We start from the raw sequence: 17,662 nt of genomic DNA, 5'->3' as shown, positions 1-17,662 counted from the left end.
AGATATCCTATCTAGCGAATGTCCTGGACGTTGAAGGCGTGTCGGTCAGTCGTCTTCCTGATCGTCGTCGCGGCTGTCTGGGCGTTGTTCCCGGTAGGCTTCGAGTAAGCGGATGCGGCGGTTGTCGGCGTTGAGGACTTCGAATCGCCAGCCGCCCAGATGGGTATGTTCGCCGCGCTGGGGCAGGTGGCCAAACTGCTGCATCACCAGCCCGCCGATGGTGTCGAACTCATCGTCGGAGAACTTGGTGTTGAAGTGCTCGTTGAAGTCGTCGATGGTCGTCAGCGCGCGGATAGCGTAGCGGCCGTTGTCGAGCTCGCGGATATCCTCTTCCTCGTCGGCGTCGTGCTCATCCTCGATGTTGCCGACGATCTGCTCGAGGATATCCTCGATAGTGATGATACCTGCCGTGCCGCCGTATTCGTCGACCACCACGGCCATATGGTTGTGGGTATCGCGGAATTCCTTCAGCAGGCTGTTGAGTCGCTTGGACTCGGGGATGAACATCGCCGAGCGGACGATATCGTCAAGCTGAAAGGCATCGCGCTCGGCCTGGGTCTTCGAGAGCAGCGGCAGCAGATCCTTGACCAGCAGGATGCCTTTGACGTCGTCGAGGTTTTCGCCGATGACCGGATAGCGCGAATGGCCGGTTTCCTGGATCAGCGCCAGGTATTCTTCGCTGGTCTGATCGAGGGTGATGGCCGAGATTTGTGAGCGAGGAATGAGGATTTCGCGCACCTGCTGATCGCTGATTTCCAGGGCGCCCTCAATGATCATGATGGCGTCCTGGTCAAGCTTCAGGCGCCCCGCAGCGTGGCGCAAAAATTCCAGTAACTCATCGCGTGAGCTGGGTTCGTCGTTGTCGCCGGAAAGGGCACCAAAGAGTTTCTCGAGCCAGGATCGTTGATTGGCGTTGCTCGATCGGTCTTCGCTCATGCGGGTAATCTCTTGTTGACGGACTCAGGTTGAGTGACATGCAGGGATGTTTTATCACTGACCAGGGGCGCGGTACCAGTTCGACGTATGGACATTAAGTCGCATAGGGGTCGGCGATGCCCAGCGCCGCCAGCAGAACGCGCTCGCATTGCTCCATTGCCTCGGCCTCGTCGTCGTCCATGTGATCATAGCCAAGCAGGTGAAGGGTGCCGTGAATCACCATATGTGCGTAGTGGTGCGCGAGGGTCTTGTGCTGCTCCTCGGCTTCCCGGGCGACCACGGCGTGGCAGATCACCAGGTCGCCAAGTAGCGGCAGGGCCATTCCCGGCGGATTCTCGAACGGAAACGAGAGCACGTTGGTGGGCTTGTCCTTACCGCGGTAATCGCGGTTCAGTGTCTGGCTTTCGTCGGCGTCGACAAAACGAATCGTCAGCTCCCGACGTGGGTCATCGGGATGCCCGGCCAGCACATCGCCCACCCATTGGGTGAGCTGCGCCTGGCTGGGCAGGTGCTGATCGTCGATGGCGGCCTGTCGGTCGATCACGATGTCGCTCATGGCGAGCTGTCTCCCGTGCCTTCCCGGGCCTGCATGCGGGCATCCCGCTCTTGCTGACGGGCGTCGCGGCGGGCGCGTTCCTCGGCTTCCTGCTGGGATTCAAAGGCGTCGTAGGCTTCGATGATGCGCTGCACCAGCGGGTGGCGTACCACATCCTTGGCGGCAAAGTGGGTCACGCCGATACCCGGGGTATCCTTCAGCACGTCGAGTACCTGGATCAGGCCCGAGCGTTGCCCCTTGGGCAGGTCGACCTGGGTGACGTCGCCGGTAATCACCGCCGTGGAGCCAAAGCCAATCCGCGTCAGGAACATTTTCATCTGCTCGGGCGTGGTGTTCTGGCTCTCGTCGAGAATGATATAGGCGTTGTTGAGCGTGCGGCCGCGCATGTACGCCAACGGGGCAATTTCAATGACCTGGCGCTCGATCAGCTTGGCGACCTGCTCAAAGCCGATCATTTCATAAAGCGCGTCGTAAAGCGGGCGCAGGTACGGGTCGATTTTCTGGGCGAGATCGCCGGGCAGAAAGCCGAGCTTCTCACCGGCTTCCACCGCCGGGCGGACGAGCAGGATGCGCCGCACTTCCTGCTGATTGAGCGCTTCGACAGCGGCCGCCACGGCAAGGTAGGTCTTGCCGGTACCCGCCGGGCCAATGCCGAAGTTGATGTCGTGTTCGCGGATGCTGGTCACGTAGCGCTGCTGATTGAGCCCGCGGGGTTTGATCATGGTGCGCGGGGTGCGCATGATCACTTCATCGCCGTCGCCTTCACTGTCCTCTTCTTCATCAAGCGCTTCGAGGCCGGATTCCTGCAGGAACAGATGCACGGTGTCGGCGGAGAGCTCGTCTGCGGCGGTTTCACGGTAGAGATGTTCCAGGACGTTGGCGGCCGCCTTGATACGGTTGGCGGCGCCGGCCAACTGGAAGACATTGCCGCGGTTGCGCAGTGTCACGTCCAGGCGGCTTTCAATCAGCTTCAGGTGCTCATCCTGCTGACCGCAGAGGCTGGCAAGGCGCTGCGGGTCATTGGGTTCAAGGCTTAGCGTCGTAATGCGGTTGGCCTGAGACGATGGCTGGCTCAAGAGTGGGAAACCTGTTGGTTGATGACTGTGAATATCAGCTTACTGCCCCAACGGGTGTCGGGGCAATTACCTGGATAAGCGATGTTCAATAACGCTCGGGAGAGGCCAGCTCGCCGCGCAGCGAGTTGGGCAGGGCTTCGGTGATGTCCACGTCGACAAAGTAGCCGATCAGCTCGGTGGGGTTGGCGGCGCGGAAGTTGACGACCCGGTTGTTTTCGGTGCGGCCGGATAGCTGGCCGGGGTCTTTCGGCGAAAAACCGGTGACCAGAATGCGCTGGGTGGTGCCGACCATGCGACGGCTGATTTGCCCGGCCTGCTGAAGAATACGCGCCTGCAGGATCGCCAGACGTTCTTTCTTGACGCTTTCCGGCGTCTCATCTTCAAGGGCAGCGGCGGGGGTGCCGGGGCGCGCCGAGTAGACAAAGCTGAACGAGTGGTCGAAGCCGATGCGATGGATCAGATCCATCGTCGCTTCGAAATCCTCTTCGGTTTCGCCGGGGAAGCCGATAATGAAGTCGGAGGAGAAGCTGATGTCCGGACGGTTGGCGCGAATCCGTTCCATCTTTTCAATGTACGCTTCTGCCGTGTGGCCACGCTTCATGGCATTCAGGATGCGATCCGAGCCGGACTGCACCGGCAGGTGCAGGTGACTGACCAGCTCCGGAATATCGGCGTAGGCGTCCACCAGGCTATCGGTGAACTCCACCGGATGCGAGGTGGTGAAGCGGATGCGATCAATGCCGTCAACTGCGGCGGCGCAGGCAATCAGCTCGGCCAGGTCGATCTCATCGCCGAGCTGATTTTCGCCACGGTAGGCGTTGACGTTCTGGCCCAGGAGGTTGACTTCCCGCACGCCCTGGTCGGCAAGGTGAATGATTTCATCCATGACCGACTCGAAGGGGCGCGAGACTTCTTCGCCACGGGTGTAAGGCACCACGCAGAACGTGCAGTACTTCGAGCAGCCTTCCATGATCGACACGAACGCCGTGGCCCCGTCAGAGGTCGGCTGAGGCAGATGGTCGAACTTCTCGATTTCCGGGAAGGTGACGTCCACTGCGGCGATCTGATTGTCGCGGCGCGCATCCAGCATGGACGGCACCCGGTGCAGCGTCTGCGGGCCGAACACCATGTCCACATGGGGTGCCCGCTTGCGCAGCGCCTCGCCTTCCTGGCTGGCCACGCAGCCGCCTACGCCGATGACCAGATCGGGGTTGGCGTCCTTGAGCTTTTTCCAGCGTCCCAACTGATGGAACACCTTTTCCTGCGCTTTTTCACGAATGGAGCAGGTGTTGAGAAGAATGACATCGGCCTCGCGCTCGTTATCGGTCAGTTCGAGCTGATGGGAAACGCCGAGCATGTCCGCCATGCGGGAGGAGTCATACTCGTTCATTTGGCAGCCGTGCGTTTTGATGAAGAGCTTCTTCGCCATCGGTACCTGTCATCTATGGGTCGTCGGGGGACGAGGATGAATGGAGTGTTATCGTGCGGTCTGGTGATGGCCAGGCCACTGTCGTTAATGAGCGTATTATACGGATACATGAAACCAGCGGCTAGCGTTGCTCGATAATCGATGCTTGACCGTCACGTTTCTATGAGTATACTACGCACCGTGTTTGAGCAGTTCCCCGATAGCTCAGTTGGTAGAGCAAATGACTGTTAATCATTGGGTCGCAGGTTCGAGTCCTGCTCGGGGAGCCAACGCAATACATCTCAAGCACGGCGGTCTAACCGTTCCTCGATAGCTCAGTTGGTAGAGCAAATGACTGTTAATCATTGGGTCGCAGGTTCGAGTCCTGCTCGAGGAGCCAGATTGCCCCGCAACACATTCTGTATCTGCCGGTTACGGTAGTTTTGTTGTTCCCCGATAGCTCAGTTGGTAGAGCAAATGACTGTTAATCATTGGGTCGCAGGTTCGAGTCCTGCTCGGGGAGCCATCTCGCGTCTACTGTTCTATCCCGCCGACGCGTATTGCTGTTAGCTTCCAAGCATCATTTATTTCGTCCCTTGTGCACCCGCTGCCTGACGGCACCCTGGGTGATGACGCCTGTCTGTAACATGCATCCTGCCTGCGGCATTGGAGGCTTCAGCATGGTGGCGTAAACTAACCTCATCGATCATTTATTGGATAGGAACTCGCCGTGGGAACATCCACTTCGCTGGACGCGCTGCAGGTATTCAAGTGCTTGAGCGACGAGACGCGACTGATGCTGGTGCTGCTGATTGCCCGGGAGCAATCGCTGTGCGTGTGTGAAATGACCTACGCTCTCGAGGAATCTCAACCCAAGGTGTCGCGCCATCTCGCTCAGCTGCGCCAGTGCGGGCTGCTGCTGGATCAGCGCGACGGTCAATGGGTGTATTATCATTTATCACCGCAGCTACCGCCCTGGGCCCAGCGAATCATCGAGTCCGCCCAGCAGGGGTGTCTGGCAGAGCTGTCGCGCCGGTCGCAGCGCTTGAGCGCCATGGGTGATCGGCCCACGCGGCGTGCCGCGCTGTGCTAGGTCGCTAACGACACGGCGCCGATGCCCTAGGGCATCGGCGTCACGGTTATATACGCCTGCGTCGACCGCCAGTGGTTAGCGTTTGACGAAACGCTGGGCGCTCTGCAGCTGCGCGTAGTCGAGCAGGATTTCGCCGGCTTCGAGCACCTGCGCTCGCTCTACCGGCCTTTTTTCCTCGTCTTCTTCGCTATTGCCGTTGTCGCTGCCATTGTCGGCGAGCGGGGTCGGATCCCGCGCATCGCTCCACTCCTCGAGTTCCTCGAGCCCCAGGGCGCGTCGCCGCTGGTTCTCGAGGGAGAGCTGCTCGGCTTCCTGGGCCTGACTCTCGCGTTCGCGCTGTTCGCGATTCAGGCTGACGCTGGTAGTCTGCTCACGAAGTTCCCGGGACAGCGCCGACTGACGCTCGAGGTAGCGGAAGTTCGGGTTGTCGTCCGCGCGTTGTTCGTGGGCGGATACCAGGGCATTCAGGTAGCGCTCGGGTTCGCCATAGCGACGGTACTGGACGTCCTGAACCGTGTCCCATTCCAGGGCATGATCCAGGCTGCTTTCGCCGATGCGTTCAGGATCCAGCAGCGAGGGGAATTGGATATCCGGCTCGACGCCGCGGTTCTGGGTGCTGTCCCCGGAAATGCGGTAGAACTTGGCCCGGGTGAGCTTGATCTCGCCATGGTTCAAGTCGCTCAGCGTCTGCACGGTGCCTTTACCGAAGGTCTGGCTGCCCATCACGATACCGCGCCCATAATCCTGAATCGCGCCGGCGAGAATCTCGGACGCCGAGGCCGACAGTCGGTTGACCAGAACACCCAGGGGCCCGTCGTAAAGCGTGCCGGCGTCACTGTCGCCGTAGAGATTGATGCGGCCGTCGGCGTCGCGCACCTGGACGGTGGGGCCACGATCGATAAACAGGCCGATCAGCGAGTTGGCTTCCTGCAGTGCGCCGCCACCGTTATTGCGCAGGTCGAGTACGATGCCTTCTACGTCCTGGCGCTTGAGGTGCTCGATCTCCTTGGCAACATCCCGGGTGGTGCTGCGGTAGTCGTCTTCGCCCGCCTGCCAGGCGTCAAAGTCGACGTAGAACGTCGGAATTTCGATGACCCCCAGGCGATGGGTGGTGCCGTTGCGCTCAACGTCAATCACCTCGCTCTGGGCCGCCTGGTCTTCGAGGTCGACCGTGTCGCGGGTGATGGTGACGGTCTGCGAGCGCGTCATGTCCACGGCCTGGGCGGGTACCACGTCCAGGCGCACTTGCGAGCCTTTCGGGCCGCGAATCAGGTCAACCACGTTATCCAGGCGCATGCCGATCACGTTGACCATTTCGCCGTCTTCCTGCCCCACGGCGATGATGCGGTCGGCGGGCTCGAGCACGCCGGCGCGTTCGGCCGGGCCGCCTGCCACCAGGCTCGAGACCTTGACGTATTCACCGTCTGACTGAAGCAGGGCGCCGATACCTTCCAACGACAGGCTCATCTGAATATCGAAGGACTCGCCCTGGCGAGGGGAGAGGTAGCTGGTGTGCGGGTCGATGGTGCCGGTCACCGCAGCCATGATCAGCCCGAAGACGTCTTCCGCTTCGGTCTGCTCCAGGCGAGAGAGCTGGCCTTCGTAGCGCTGGCGGAGGTTGTCGACGATCTGCTCATTGTCCTGGTCGGTCAGGGCGAGGGTCAGGGCATCGTTTTTCAGCCGCTTTTCCCATAGCGCATCCAGGTCGCTTTGGCGCTCGGCCCAGTCGGCGTCTTCGCGCTCGAGTTCGAGACGTCCGTCGCCGTCGAAGTTGAAGGTGGTGTCGTCGTCGAGGCGATCAAGCAGCCATTCAAGCCGCGCGGTGTGGCGCTCGCTGAGGCGATCATAAAGTGCAAAGGCTTCATCCAGCTCGCCCTCCAATACCGTATCGGCCAGATCGGTTTCCAGGTGGCGATAGGGGGCGATGTCGCTGTCCAGCAGGTACGCGCGCTGGCTATCCAGAATTTCCAGGTAGCGATCAAAGGCCTCTTCCGACCAGGCTTCGTCAAAGTTGACATCAGCGTAGTGGCCGTAGCGGAGCGAGTCGGCAATTTCTACCGCCGCTTGGCGCTGTTCTTCGGTCGGCTCCAGTTGCGCTAAGGCGGCCGGGCTGGCAATGACCAGCATGACCGTTAGGGCGACCGAGCGCGAAAGCGTTGCAAACAAGCTCATCAGTCAAGCTCTCCCGGATTTGTGTACACTCATGCGTTTAAGACCCGCATCTGGCCTATGAGTTGCGAAGGCCGAAGGGGCATTGTAGCAGGTCACCTGCTGTGCCGAGACTCAATCATGTCGCTAATGAGGATTTCCATGTCCGAAACGTTCAACGCTGACCGCATCGCCCGGCTATGCGATTTTCTGCACCAGTCGCCGACCCCGTGGCACGCTACGCTTGCCATGGTGCAGCGCCTGGAAGCGGGCGGGTTTCAGCGGCTGGAAGAAACCGCCAGCTGGCAGTTATCGCCCGGTCAGCGCTACTACGTGACGCGCAACGATTCATCGTTGATTGCTTTTCAGTTGCCTGCCGGGCCGCTTGCCGATCTGCGCATGATCGGCGCGCATACCGATAGTCCTGGGCTGCATCTGAAACCCAACGCCACCCAGTATGCGGCGGGCTGGCTACAGCTCGGCGTTCAGGTGTATGGCGGTGCGCTATTGACCCCGTGGTTCGACCGTGATCTGGGACTGGCCGGCCGGGTGCATATTCGCCATGCGGACGGTCAGCTGGAAAGCGTGCTGCTTAACGTGAATCACGCGGTGGCGATGATTCCGAGCCTGGCAATTCACCTTGACCGCGATGCGAACGCGGGACGCAGCATCAATCCCCAGACCCAGATGGCGCCGGTGCTGCTGCAAAGCGATACCGACAAGCTCCACGACCTGCTGGCCCGCTGGCTGGAAGCCGAGCACGGCCTGCGCGCCGTGGATATCGTCGACTTTGAGCTAGGCTTTTACGACGTTCAGCCGCCCTCGCTGGTGGGCGTCAACCAGGAGCTGGTGGCGAGCGCGCGGCTGGATAATCTGTTGTCGTGCTTCGTGGGTCTGGAAGCGCTGCTGGAAAGCGATGCTCAGCAAGGGGCGTTGCTCGTGGCCAATGACCACGAAGAGGTGGGCAGCGCCAGCGCCTGCGGCGCCCAGGGGCCGTTTCTGGGTGATGTGCTGAAGCGCCTCAATGCGCAGGTCGGCGGGGGGAGCGAAGAGTCGCTGATCCAACTGATCCAGTCGTCGCTGATGATCTCCTGCGATAACGCCCACGGACTGCACCCCAACTTTCGCGACAAGCACGACGAGCAGCACGGGCCGGCGCTTAACGGCGGGCCGGTGATCAAGATCAACGCCAGCCAGCGCTATGCCACCAACAGCGTGACCAGCGCGCTGTTCCGTGATATCTGCCGCGCGGCGGACGTGCCCGTTCAATCGTTTGTGACCCGCTCGGACATGGGGTGCGGCAGCACCATCGGCCCGATTACCGCCACCGAAGTCGGCGTGCCGACCATTGACGTGGGGCTGCCGCAGTGGGCAATGCACTCGGTACGTGAAACGGCGGGCACCCACGACGTCGACCACCTTACCCGAGCGCTGGTGGAGTTCCTGAACCGCGCAATATTAAGCTGATTGCCATCGGCTACCCAAAAAAAAGCCCGCTGACAGGATCAGCGGGCTTTGGGTATTCGGTTGTTGGTGGCTACGCCCTGATTTGAACAGGGGACCCCATCATTATGAGTGATGTGCTCTAACCAGCTGAGCTACGTAGCCGTTCAACGGGGGCGAATATTACTCAGCGCCGCCGTGTCCGTCAAGTGTTTGTTGCGCAAGGCACGTCGAGGCGATTACCTTTCGTCCGGGCGCGTCAGGGGTAACCAGTCGATCGACGCCCGGATAACGTCCTGATAGTTGCGGATGCGCTGAACATAATGAACGGGCTCGTAGCCCCGCGCGTAGCCGTATCGCGTCTGAGGGTAATAGCGTTTGTCAGCCTTGAGCGGCAGCACTTCTTTCATGTCCTCCCAGGAGTCAGGGTTCTTGCCCAGCTCGCGGGCCAGCTTGCGCGCGTCCAGTACGTGGCCGCGGCCGATGTTGTAGCTGGCCAGGGCCAGGTAGGTGCGATCCGGTTCGGGGAGGGTGTCGGGCAGGCGTTCATGACGGTCGGCCAGGTACCGGGCGCCGCCGTTGATTGCCGCGGCCGGGTCGAGGCGGTTGTCGACGCCCAGCGACTCAGCGGTATTCTGGGTAAGCATCATGATGCCGCGCACGCCGGTGGGGGAAACCGCTTGGGGATCCCAGTGTGACTCCTGGTAGGCCAGGGCCGCGAGCAGGTCGGCGGGCATGCCGGTGTTGCGTTCGGCCTCCAAGAAGATGTCGAGAAAGTCGGGCAGCCGCTCGTCGATGCGACGGTTGAGCGCGCGCAGGTCGACAAAGTCGAATTCGCCGATATAAGCATAGTAGTGCTGGGTAACCGCCGACACGCTGGCTTGTCCTTCGCTGCTCGCCATCCATTGATCCGCCATCTCGGCGAGCGCCGCCTGTTCCGGAGGCAGGTACCAGCCCAGCCGGTCGCCGCTGGTGAGGTTCATGGCGATTTCCAGGTGCGGGAAGTGGCGGCGCACCACCTGCACGATATTCGAGTCGGCCACCGTGCAGTCGATACGCTGTTGCGCCACCTCGGCCAGCAATATCTCGGTGGTACGAGGATCCTCCTCGTAGTCGATGCCGGTGTGCTGGTTCACCAGGCTCTCGAGCTTTTCCGCGTAGCTGGAGTCCGCCGTGACGCGGATTTCGATCCCCGCCATATCCTCTACCTGGTGCGGTAGGGGGCGCATGTCGCGGTGGCAGACCAGCTGCTCGACGATATCGGTGTGGGTAGGCCCGCGCTGGAAGTGCTCATCCCGAGAGGGGAGGTGCGTCAAGCCCGCAGCGGCGAGCTGTACCTCGCCGTCTTTCAGGGCCCTAAGCACGTCGGCGGTGGAATCGTAAAGCGTCCACTCGACCTCCCAGTCATGGCGGTCGGCGAACGCTTCGACCAGGTCGTGCTCGGGACCAGCCGGTGTCTCATTGCGATCCAGGTAGTAGCTGGTCGCGCTGTTGCGGCTGGCCACCTTGAGGGTATCCCCCGGTTCGGGCGGGTCGAGCTGGGTAACCGGGGGATCCTCCTGGCCGCAACCGAGAAGTGCGAGGGACAGCAAGGGCGCAATCAGCAGATGAGGTCGTGAGCCAGGACGCGGATCCTGTTGACCAATGGGGAGGCGTAAAAATGACATGTCCAGAACCCTAGCAGGGTTTCGTGCTGCCCGGAAGGCAGCACGTTAAACGCTAGAGGGCATGTTGTTAGCGGGAGCGATCCTAGACGTTGAAACGGAAATGCACCACGTCGCCATCCTTGACGATGTACTCCTTGCCTTCGAGGCGCCACTTGCCGGCATCTTTGGCGCCCTGTTCGCCGTTCAGGGAAACAAAGTCGTCGTAGGCGACCACTTCAGCGCGGATAAAGCCTTTCTGGAAGTCGGTATGAATCGCCCCGGCCGCTTCGGGCGCGGTGGCGCCCTGCTTGACAGTCCAGGCGCGGACTTCCTTGACCCCCGCCGTGAAGTAAGTCTGCAGCCCGAGCAGCGCATAGCCGGCGCGAATGACGCGGTCCAGGCCGGGCTCCTCCATGCCCATTTCGCTCAGGAACATGGCGCGTTCTTCGTCATCCAGCTCGGCGATTTCCGCTTCGATCTGATTGCACACCGGCACCACCACGGCGCCTTCCTCGGCGGCGATCTCGTGAACCACGTCCAGGTAAGGATTGTTCTCGAAGCCGTCTTCATTGACGTTGGCAATGTACATGGTGGGCTTCAGGGTTAAAAAGCCGAAGCTCTTCACCTGGCGCTGCTCGTCGTCGCTCAAGCCCACGCTGCGCAGCGGCAAGCCTTCCGCCAGGTGCGGCTGAATGCGGTCGAGGATTTCCTTGGTCGCTATCGCTTCCTTATCGCCGCCCTTCACCGAGCGAACCAGGCGCTGGCTGGCTTTTTCGACGGTGTCCAGGTCGGCCAGGGCCAGCTCGAGATTGATCGTCTCGATATCGGCGCGCGGGTCGACCTGATTGGCCACGTGGATAACGTTTTCGTTGTCGAAACAGCGCACCACATGGGCAATCGCCTGGGTTTCGCGGATATTGGCCAGGAACTTGTTGCCCAGGCCTTCACCCTTGGAGGCCCCGGCGACAAGGCCCGCGATATCGACAAACTCCATCGTGGTGGGCAGTACTTTCTGGGGCTTGACGATCTCGGCCAGCTTGTTGAGGCGCGGGTCGGGCATGGGCACGATGCCCACGTTGGGCTCGATGGTGCAGAAGGGGAAGTTTTCTGCATCGATGCCTGACTTGGTGAGCGCGTTGAAAAGTGTCGACTTGCCGACGTTGGGCAGGCCGACGATGCCGCAGTTGAAACCCATAAAATATTCCTGAAAAAGGTGGTAGGGCGTGAAAGTGACCGCCATTCTACGAGATGCGCGCGCTGCCAACCACTGGCGGGTGCGCTATGGCTTGAAGCTGTGCAGCTGGTTCATGGCCCGGGACCAGTCGCCGGCCAACGCCAGGGGCAAGGTCGCCAGGCACTCGTCGATAGCTCGCTCGATGGCGGCTTGATCGGCTTTGCCGGCGCGCCCCAGGACATAGTGAGTCACCTGGCTGGCCTCGCCCGGGTGGCCCACGCCAATGCGCGCCCGATGAAACTGTTTCTGGTTGCCCAGTGCGCTGATGATGTCGCGCAGGCCATTGTGGCCGCCGTGGCCGCCGCCGGTTTTGTAGCGCGCCTGCCCGGGAGGCAGGTCGAGCTCGTCGTGGGCGACCAGCAGGTTATCGGGGGCGAGTTTGAAGAACTGACTCAGTGCCGCCACCGCTGCGCCACTGCGATTCATGAAGGTGGCGGGGTTGAGCAGGTGTACCTCATGGTCATTGAGGTGAACCTTGGCATAGTGGCCCAGGAACTTCTTTTCCGGGCGCAGCTCGCCATGCACGCTGCGGGCAATGGCATCCACCAGCCAGAAACCGGCGTTATGGCGCGTTGCCGCGTACTCCGCCCCGGGGTTACCCAGGCCAATAATGGCCGTTACCTGGCTCATTTCCCACCTCCAAAAAATTTCCGGGAATATTTCTCGCGTCGTCGGCAGGACGCCGACGGTCGAAAAACATTTCCGGGAGATATTTTGTATCGTGCAGACGGCAAAAAAAATCAAGCGCCGAAGCGCTTGATCGTCATCTCACGAGGGCCGTGCGCGCACGGCCCCCGCTGACAGCTTACTCGGCGCTGTTGTCTGCTTCGTCTTCGCTGTCGCTTTCACCGTCTTCGTCTTCGTCGCTGGTACGCACTTTCATCTTGGTGACGCTGAGTACCGCGTTGTCGTGATCTTCACCGTGGGACAGGTCCACCGAGGTGACGCCTGCCGGCAGGGCCAGGTCTGACAGGTGCAGCGTAGTGCCGACTTCGACGTTGCTGATGTCGATTTCCAGATAGTCCGGAAGGTCTTTCGGCAAGCAGCTGATCGCCACTTCGTTGGCGAGGACGTGCAGCTCGCCGTCCTGATCCTTGATACCGACACAGGCGTCTTCACCGACAACGTGCAGCGGCACGTTCATGGTGATTTCGTGGGTGGCGTCAACGCGCAGGAAGTCGGCGTGGGTCAGCAGCGGCTTGTACGGGTGACGCTGAAGGTCACGCACGACTACCTGTTCTTCCTTGCCTTCAATCAACAGGGTGATGACCGAGGAGAAGAACGACTCGTCTTCGATCGCCTTGTAGAAAGCGGTCTTTTCGACAGCGATCGACTGCGCGCCTTTTTCACCGCCGTAAACAACGGCCGGTACCTGCTGGTTCGCACGACGCAGGCGGCGGCTCGCACCTTTCCCCAGGTCATGACGAACGCTGGCTTTCAAACTAAAATCGGACATGAAATGTGCCTCTTGGTTTAAGTAAGGAAACGCCGCCGTCCGCGACCAGACGACGACGTTCCCGGGAGCCCGTTAGTGGGCCGTGTTGTCAGACGATCAGTGGAACATCGCGCTGACGGATTCTTCATTGCTGACCCGGCGGATGGCTTCCGCGATCAGGCCGGCAACACTCAACTGACGAATCTTGCCGCTGCGCCGCGCTGTGTCGGAGAGCGGGATGGTGTCGGTCACCACCACTTCGTCGAGTACCGAGTTGGTGATATTGTCGACGGCCGGGCCGGACAGTATCGGGTGCGTCGCGTAGGCGACAACGCGCTTGGCACCGTGATCTTTCAGCGCTTCGCCGGCCTTGCAGAGTGTCCCGGCGGTGTCGATCATGTCGTCGACCACCACGCAGGTACGGCCTTCGATTTCACCGATGATGTGCATCACCTGGGCCTGGTTGGCCTGGGGGCGACGCTTGTCGATGATGGCAAGGTCAGCGTTGAGCTGTTTGGCGATGGCGCGGGCGCGGACAACGCCGCCCACGTCGGGGGAGACCACGACGAGATCGCTGTAGTTCTGGCGCTCGATGTCGTCGAGCAGGATCGGCGACCCGTAAACGTTATCCACCGGCACGTCGAAGAACCCCTGGATCTGATCGGCGTGCAGGTCCATGGTCATGACGCGGTCAACGCCGCCCTTGACCATCATGTCGGCCACCACCTTGGCGGAAATGGGTACCCGAGCCGAGCGCACGCGGCGATCCTGGCGGGCATAGCCAAAGTAGGGCAGTACGGCCGTGATGCGAGTGGCTGAGGCGCGCCGCAGGGCGTCGACCATCAGGATCAGCTCCATCAAGTTATCATTGGTTGGCGCACAGGTGGATTGCAGAATGAACACATCCTTACCGCGCACGTTCTCATTGATCTCGACTGCGATCTCACCGTCGCTGAATTGACCCACCGTGGCATTACCCATCCGGCTGTCCAAGCTCTCGGCAATTTTTTGAGCGAGTTCGGGATTGGCATTCCCGGCGAAAACCATCAATTTTGACACGCGCAGCCACCTTTGCAGTGTTGGGGATCAGGGAGAAAACCGCTGGTTAGCGTCAGGTTGGCTGGGGTACCAGGATTCGAACCTGGGAATGCCGCTACCAAAAAGCGGTGCCTTACCACTTGGCGATACCCCAGCAATAACCTATTGCAATGACCGGGCGATTCAGCAACCCAAAGCATCATGTAGAGGAGAGGTGTTGAGTCCGCGTGCTACCCAGGCGTGTCCGTGATGGCCCGCCGCCTCGGCAACTGCGTATGCCGTTTGCGCATCGTCGAATGCCGCAAACACGCAGGCACCTGTGCCGGTCAACCGACTCGGTGCATGCTGCGATAGCCAGTCAAGCGCTTCCGCAATGGCTGGATAGCGCCGTTTGACCACGGCCTCGCAGTCGTTACGCCACTCCGGCGCTCCCCCCTGCAGTGCGCGCGCCATAGTAATGGGGCGGCTGTCGCGTGTCAATTGCGGGTCCAGGAACACCGCGGCGGTCGAGACGCTGACACCGGGGTGAACGATCACGAACCAGGGGGTATCGAGGCTGACCGACGTGAGCTGCTCGCCGACGCCTTCCGCCCAGGCGCTATGGCCATGGACGAATACCGGCACGTCGGCACCCAGCGAGAGCCCCAGCGCGGCCAGTTCCTCCAGGGAAAACCCGAGCTGCCAGAGCGCGTTGAGTCCCACAAGCGTTGTGGCCGCATCGGAGCTGCCGCCGCCGAGCCCGCCGCCCATGGGCAGGGATTTATCCAGTGCCAGCGTGGCGCCCTGACGTGTGCCGCTGGCCCGTTGGAGCAGGCGGGCGGCCCGCACGATCAGGTTGTCGTCGTCAGCCACGCCTGGCACGCGGTTGACCAGTTGGATCTCGCCGTCTTCGCGGGCCGTCAGCGACAGCTGATCGCAGAGATCGACGATCTGAAACAGCGTCTGAAGCGTATGGTAGCCGTCTTCGCGACGGCCGGTGATGTGCAACAGCCGATTCAGCTTGGCGGGCGCGGGAAGCGTTAACGTCGTCATAGGGACTTGGCTTATTCGCCTTCGCGCGGGTCTTCATCGCCCATGGCGCGCCACTCGTTGACCACCAGGGTGATGCGGATATCGTTATAGTTCATGACCAGGCGGCGCGGTAGCCACATGCCTTCGAACCGTTCCCAGTCGCGGTAGTCGATGTCCCAGCCGTCCTGTTTGAGATGGCTCGGGAAGCCAAGCTCGTCGGTTTCCAGCTGGTAGCTGTCATGGTCGCCGGGCAGTCCGCGCACCCAGTCGGGCATGGCGCTGACGGGAAGGGCCCAGCCAAGCTGTTCTTCCATCAGTGCTTCCGGGCTTTCGGCTTCAAAGCGACCGTCGCTGTTGGAAAGCGAAAAACGTCCTTCACGACCTTCGAGCACGGTGCGTCCGCCGCCAAAGGGGCCGCTGATCAACATGCGAAAATAGTAGGGGTGCTGGTTCCAGTCGAGATTGGCGCTGGTGTTCTCTTCGGGCGTGCGCAGCCCGGCCTTGCCCACCAGTGTCCAGGTCTCGAAGGTCTCGACCTCGGCCTTCTGGTCGTCCCAGTCGCCGGACTGACGGCCACCGTCGTCCTGGGGAGCCTGGCTTGCACACCCGGCCAGAAAAACGACGGCCGCGCAGGCCGCCAGTCTTGAAATACGGCGCAGCGACCGGGTGGGCGCTGCTGTCGCGGCGGAAGAGGTTGGCATGTCGGACTCCTTGTCAGTGGTTCGGTCGAGGGCCGGCGCATACATGAGGCGGGCCCCGGGCCCTTTTAGAGGCGGCTGGCCGGGTCGAGTTCAGGATAGCGCTGGATCAAGCCGTCAATCGCCGGGTGATCCTGGGTGCGCTGCTGCAGGTCGTGGATGACCTGGCGCGCTTCGTCGCTGCGCTCGAGGGCGTGGAGTACTTCCGCTAGATGCGCGGCGATTTCCTGATCGGGCATGCGGGCGTAGGCCTGTTCGAGCCAGGTCAGGGCTTCTTTCAGATTGCCCAGGCGATAATGTACCCAGCCCAGGCTGTCGAGAACCGCCGGGTTATCCCCGTCAAGCGCGTAGGCGCGTTCGATCAATTCGCGGGCTTCCTCGAGACGGCTGGGAAGGTTCAGATCCGCCAGGGTATAGCCCAGCGCATTGAGTGCCACGGCGTTGTCGGGTTCGATGCGCAGAATATGGCGCAGATCCTCTTCCATCTGCTCAACGTCACCCTTCTCCCAGGCGCGCATGGCTCGCAGGTAGAGCAGATCGGTATCGTCCGGCGTACGCATAAGCTCGCGGCCCAGCAGGGCGTCGGCGTCGGCGGTCTGGCCCCGTTCGTCGAGCAGCTGGACTTCGAGCTTGACCAGCTCGGTAAAGTAATCCTCATGGCGCATGCGCTCGACACGCAGGAAGGCACGCGCGTCGATCAGCCGGTCGTCGTCGATCAGCATCTGTGCGGCAGTGGCGCGGGCAGGGATGAACGCTTCGCCGCCGTCCACCTGGCGGTAGTAGAGCAGCGCCGTGTCGGTGTCGCCCTCCGATTGGGCGATCACGCCGAGCAGATAGTAGGCCAGGCTGGGCGTGTCGTCGTTGCCGACCAGCGGCTGGAGAAGGCGCTGTGCCGGGCCGGCATGGCCCTCATCGAGATACAGCTGGGCTAGGGAGACGCGCAGCGCATTGCTGCCGGTATGGCGTTCCAGCAGCGCATCGGTCTGCTGCTGGGCGGCGTCCAGGTTGTCGAGGCGGATCTCGGCCTGGGCAAGCAGCAGCAAGAAGCGCACGTCGTCCGGGTTGTCCTGCATGCCCTGGCGGGCGGCCTGGCGTGCCCTGGCGGGGTCGCCGGTTTCCATCGCCAGTTGGCCCTCGGTCAGCAGCAGCGATGGCCGCTCGGTGAGGCCCGACGCCTGCTCAAGGTAACGGCCGGCCTGTTCGGTGCGTCCCAGGGCGGCTTCCCAGAGGGCCGCAGCGAGCAGCGCATCGGCGCGCTGCGCGGGGTCGCTGGACGGCGTCTGGTTCAGGTGCTCGGCGAGCCGCTGCAGCAGCGTCTCGAGCGGGGCCTGCTCGGCGATCGCCGTTTCGGCAAACGCGGTTAGCTCACCGTCCTGATTGGAGGCGGTCAGCGCCAGTCGCCGCTCCAGACTCTCCCGCCAGTCGCCCTGCTGCAGTGCGAGGGCGGCGAGCAGCCGGTTGGGTGTGTCGGCCTGGGGGTTGAGGGCCTGCCAGCCTTTGGCGGCGTCTTCGATCAGGCCGTCGTCGTCGCTGAAGCGGGCCGCGAAGGTGGCGCGTTCGGCCAGGGCTTCGGCGCCGTAGCGCCGGGCGGCGTCCAGATACCCCTGGCTTGCGCGCCTGAAGTCGCCGCGCTGGCCGGCAAATTCCGCTTCCAGCAGCGTGCTCAGGCCGCGGGCATCCAGGCCATCCTCGATGGGTGGGGCGTTGCGCATGGGGTCGTCGGTGAACGGCAGGCGCTCGTCCTGGGCATTGGGCGACAGCTGGCAGCCGCTCACGGTCAGCGTGATGGCGGCCAGGGAACATAGCAGCAAACGTGGTGGCATGCGGGTCTCAATCAGGTGGCCGAGCGCTCAGCATAGCGGCTTGTCCGCCTGCGGCAAAGTGGTGTGCGCCAGATCATTCCGTGCTGTGTTAAGATAACGCACTTTATTGAGAGGCGA

The 17,662-nt window shown here is 62.0% G+C and carries 15 protein-coding genes and 5 tRNA genes; 5 read left to right on the top strand and 15 right to left on the bottom strand.

All coding sequences use genetic code 11. The features are described from left to right. Nucleotides 1-45 precede the first annotated feature (45 nt). From QC815_RS12080 to miaB, 4 genes are all read right to left on the bottom strand, one after another. On the bottom strand, nt 46-936 hold the full coding sequence (locus tag QC815_RS12080) for an HlyC/CorC family transporter (protein ID WP_230446446.1): 891 nt from the start codon (nt 934-936) through the stop codon (nt 46-48). A 94-nt stretch (nt 937-1,030) separates the two neighbouring features. Continuing rightward, entirely contained in the window at nt 1,031-1,492 is a 462-nt protein-coding gene (gene ybeY, locus QC815_RS12075; RefSeq protein ID WP_310539962.1) for an rRNA maturation RNase YbeY, read from the bottom strand. Then, the gene (locus tag QC815_RS12070; RefSeq protein WP_230446448.1) at nt 1,489-2,568 is read right to left on the bottom strand and encodes a PhoH family protein; all 1,080 of its coding nucleotides are present in this window, start codon (nt 2,566-2,568) and stop codon (nt 1,489-1,491) included. Before QC815_RS12070 ends, ybeY begins: the two co-directional genes overlap by 4 nt. 85 nt (nt 2,569-2,653) lie before the next feature. Then, nucleotides 2,654-3,997, bottom strand: coding sequence for a tRNA (N6-isopentenyl adenosine(37)-C2)-methylthiotransferase MiaB (miaB, locus tag QC815_RS12065; protein WP_230446449.1), 1,344 nt, complete (start codon nt 3,995-3,997; stop codon nt 2,654-2,656). 193 nt (nt 3,998-4,190) lie between these two features. On the opposite strand from miaB, the gene QC815_RS12060 reads away from it, so the two are divergent. The 4 genes from QC815_RS12060 (at nt 4,191) to QC815_RS12045 (ending at nt 5,069) form a co-directional block, all read left to right on the top strand. Further along, a tRNA-Asn gene (locus QC815_RS12060) sits at nt 4,191-4,266 on the top strand. A gap of 34 nt (nt 4,267-4,300) precedes the next feature. Beyond that, nucleotides 4,301-4,376: transfer RNA gene (locus QC815_RS12055), tRNA-Asn, on the top strand. Nucleotides 4,377-4,426: 50 nt separating this feature from the next. Continuing rightward, nucleotides 4,427-4,502 (top strand) — tRNA-Asn (locus QC815_RS12050). A gap of 204 nt (nt 4,503-4,706) precedes the next feature. Beyond that, a complete protein-coding gene (locus tag QC815_RS12045) occupies nt 4,707-5,069 on the top strand; it encodes a metalloregulator ArsR/SmtB family transcription factor (protein WP_310539959.1) in 363 nt (120 codons plus the stop codon). A 75-nt stretch (nt 5,070-5,144) separates the two neighbouring features. On the opposite strand, the gene QC815_RS12040 is transcribed toward QC815_RS12045, so the two are convergent. Further along, nucleotides 5,145-7,241: a carboxy terminal-processing peptidase gene (locus QC815_RS12040; protein ID WP_230448187.1), complete on the bottom strand. Its 2,097-nt coding sequence runs from the start codon at nt 7,239-7,241 to the stop codon at nt 5,145-5,147. A gap of 138 nt (nt 7,242-7,379) precedes the next feature. On the opposite strand from QC815_RS12040, the gene QC815_RS12035 reads away from it, so the two are divergent. After that, nucleotides 7,380-8,684, top strand: a complete 1,305-nt coding sequence (locus QC815_RS12035) for a M18 family aminopeptidase (protein ID WP_230448188.1) — start codon at nt 7,380-7,382, stop codon at nt 8,682-8,684. 64 nt (nt 8,685-8,748) lie between these two features. Here QC815_RS12035 and QC815_RS12030 read toward each other — a convergent pair. The 10 genes from QC815_RS12030 to QC815_RS11985 form a co-directional block, all read right to left on the bottom strand. After that, nucleotides 8,749-8,825, bottom strand: a tRNA-Met gene (locus QC815_RS12030). Between the two features lie 74 nt (nt 8,826-8,899). Next, entirely contained in the window at nt 8,900-10,327 is a 1,428-nt protein-coding gene (mltF, locus tag QC815_RS12025) for a membrane-bound lytic murein transglycosylase MltF (RefSeq protein ID WP_230448189.1), read from the bottom strand. Nucleotides 10,328-10,409: 82 nt separating this feature from the next. Next, on the bottom strand, nt 10,410-11,501 hold the full coding sequence (gene ychF, locus QC815_RS12020) for a redox-regulated ATPase YchF (protein ID WP_230448190.1): 1,092 nt from the start codon (nt 11,499-11,501) through the stop codon (nt 10,410-10,412). Nucleotides 11,502-11,585: 84 nt separating this feature from the next. Then, nucleotides 11,586-12,170 (bottom strand): aminoacyl-tRNA hydrolase, encoded by a 585-nt coding sequence (gene pth / locus QC815_RS12015; protein ID WP_230448191.1) that lies wholly within the window; start codon nt 12,168-12,170, stop codon nt 11,586-11,588. Nucleotides 12,171-12,345: 175 nt separating this feature from the next. Continuing rightward, entirely contained in the window at nt 12,346-12,996 is a 651-nt protein-coding gene (locus tag QC815_RS12010) for a 50S ribosomal protein L25/general stress protein Ctc (protein WP_310539953.1), read from the bottom strand. Between the two features lie 96 nt (nt 12,997-13,092). After that, nucleotides 13,093-14,034, bottom strand: coding sequence for a ribose-phosphate pyrophosphokinase (locus tag QC815_RS12005; protein ID WP_230448193.1), 942 nt, complete (start codon nt 14,032-14,034; stop codon nt 13,093-13,095). Nucleotides 14,035-14,092: 58 nt separating this feature from the next. Next, a tRNA-Gln gene (locus QC815_RS12000) sits at nt 14,093-14,167 on the bottom strand. Between the two features lie 29 nt (nt 14,168-14,196). Next, complete coding sequence (ispE, locus tag QC815_RS11995) at nt 14,197-15,045, bottom strand: 4-(cytidine 5'-diphospho)-2-C-methyl-D-erythritol kinase (RefSeq protein ID WP_310539951.1); 849 nt, start codon at nt 15,043-15,045, stop codon at nt 14,197-14,199. Nucleotides 15,046-15,056: 11 nt separating this feature from the next. Further along, complete coding sequence (gene lolB / locus QC815_RS11990; protein WP_230448195.1) at nt 15,057-15,725, bottom strand: lipoprotein insertase outer membrane protein LolB; 669 nt, start codon at nt 15,723-15,725, stop codon at nt 15,057-15,059. Nucleotides 15,726-15,790: 65 nt separating this feature from the next. Next, nucleotides 15,791-17,545 carry a tetratricopeptide repeat protein gene (locus tag QC815_RS11985; RefSeq protein ID WP_230448196.1) on the bottom strand — a complete coding sequence of 585 codons (1,755 nt, stop codon included), beginning with the start codon at nt 17,543-17,545 and terminating at the stop codon, nt 15,791-15,793. Nucleotides 17,546-17,662 lie beyond the last annotated feature (117 nt).

The organism is Vreelandella gomseomensis (assembly GCF_031451645.1).
Classification (GTDB): domain Bacteria; phylum Pseudomonadota; class Gammaproteobacteria; order Pseudomonadales; family Halomonadaceae; genus Vreelandella; species Vreelandella gomseomensis.
The sequence above is the reverse complement of the archived record's forward strand: the minus strand, read 5'-3'. Positions and strand labels throughout refer to the sequence as shown.

Bases quoted from the DNA above. Each gene is read 5' to 3' on its own strand.
- QC815_RS12080 (WP_230446446.1), bottom strand. From the start codon at position 936: ATGAGCGAAGACCGATCGAGCAACGCCAATCAACGATCCTGGCTCGAG.
- ybeY (WP_310539962.1), bottom strand. From the start codon at position 1,492: ATGAGCGACATCGTGATCGACCGACAGGCCGCCATCGACGATCAGCAC.
- miaB (WP_230446449.1), bottom strand. From the start codon at position 3,997: ATGGCGAAGAAGCTCTTCATCAAAACGCACGGCTGCCAAATGAACGAG.
- QC815_RS12040 (WP_230448187.1), bottom strand. From the start codon at position 7,241: ATGAGCTTGTTTGCAACGCTTTCGCGCTCGGTCGCCCTAACGGTCATG.
- QC815_RS12035 (WP_230448188.1), top strand. From the start codon at position 7,380: ATGTCCGAAACGTTCAACGCTGACCGCATCGCCCGGCTATGCGATTTT.
- mltF (WP_230448189.1), bottom strand. From the start codon at position 10,327: ATGTCATTTTTACGCCTCCCCATTGGTCAACAGGATCCGCGTCCTGGC.
- ychF (WP_230448190.1), bottom strand. From the start codon at position 11,501: ATGGGTTTCAACTGCGGCATCGTCGGCCTGCCCAACGTCGGCAAGTCG.
- pth (WP_230448191.1), bottom strand. From the start codon at position 12,170: ATGAGCCAGGTAACGGCCATTATTGGCCTGGGTAACCCCGGGGCGGAG.
- QC815_RS12010 (WP_310539953.1), bottom strand. From the start codon at position 12,996: ATGTCCGATTTTAGTTTGAAAGCCAGCGTTCGTCATGACCTGGGGAAA.
- ispE (WP_310539951.1), bottom strand. From the start codon at position 15,045: ATGACGACGTTAACGCTTCCCGCGCCCGCCAAGCTGAATCGGCTGTTG.
- lolB (WP_230448195.1), bottom strand. From the start codon at position 15,725: ATGCCAACCTCTTCCGCCGCGACAGCAGCGCCCACCCGGTCGCTGCGC.
- QC815_RS11985 (WP_230448196.1), bottom strand. From the start codon at position 17,545: ATGCCACCACGTTTGCTGCTATGTTCCCTGGCCGCCATCACGCTGACC.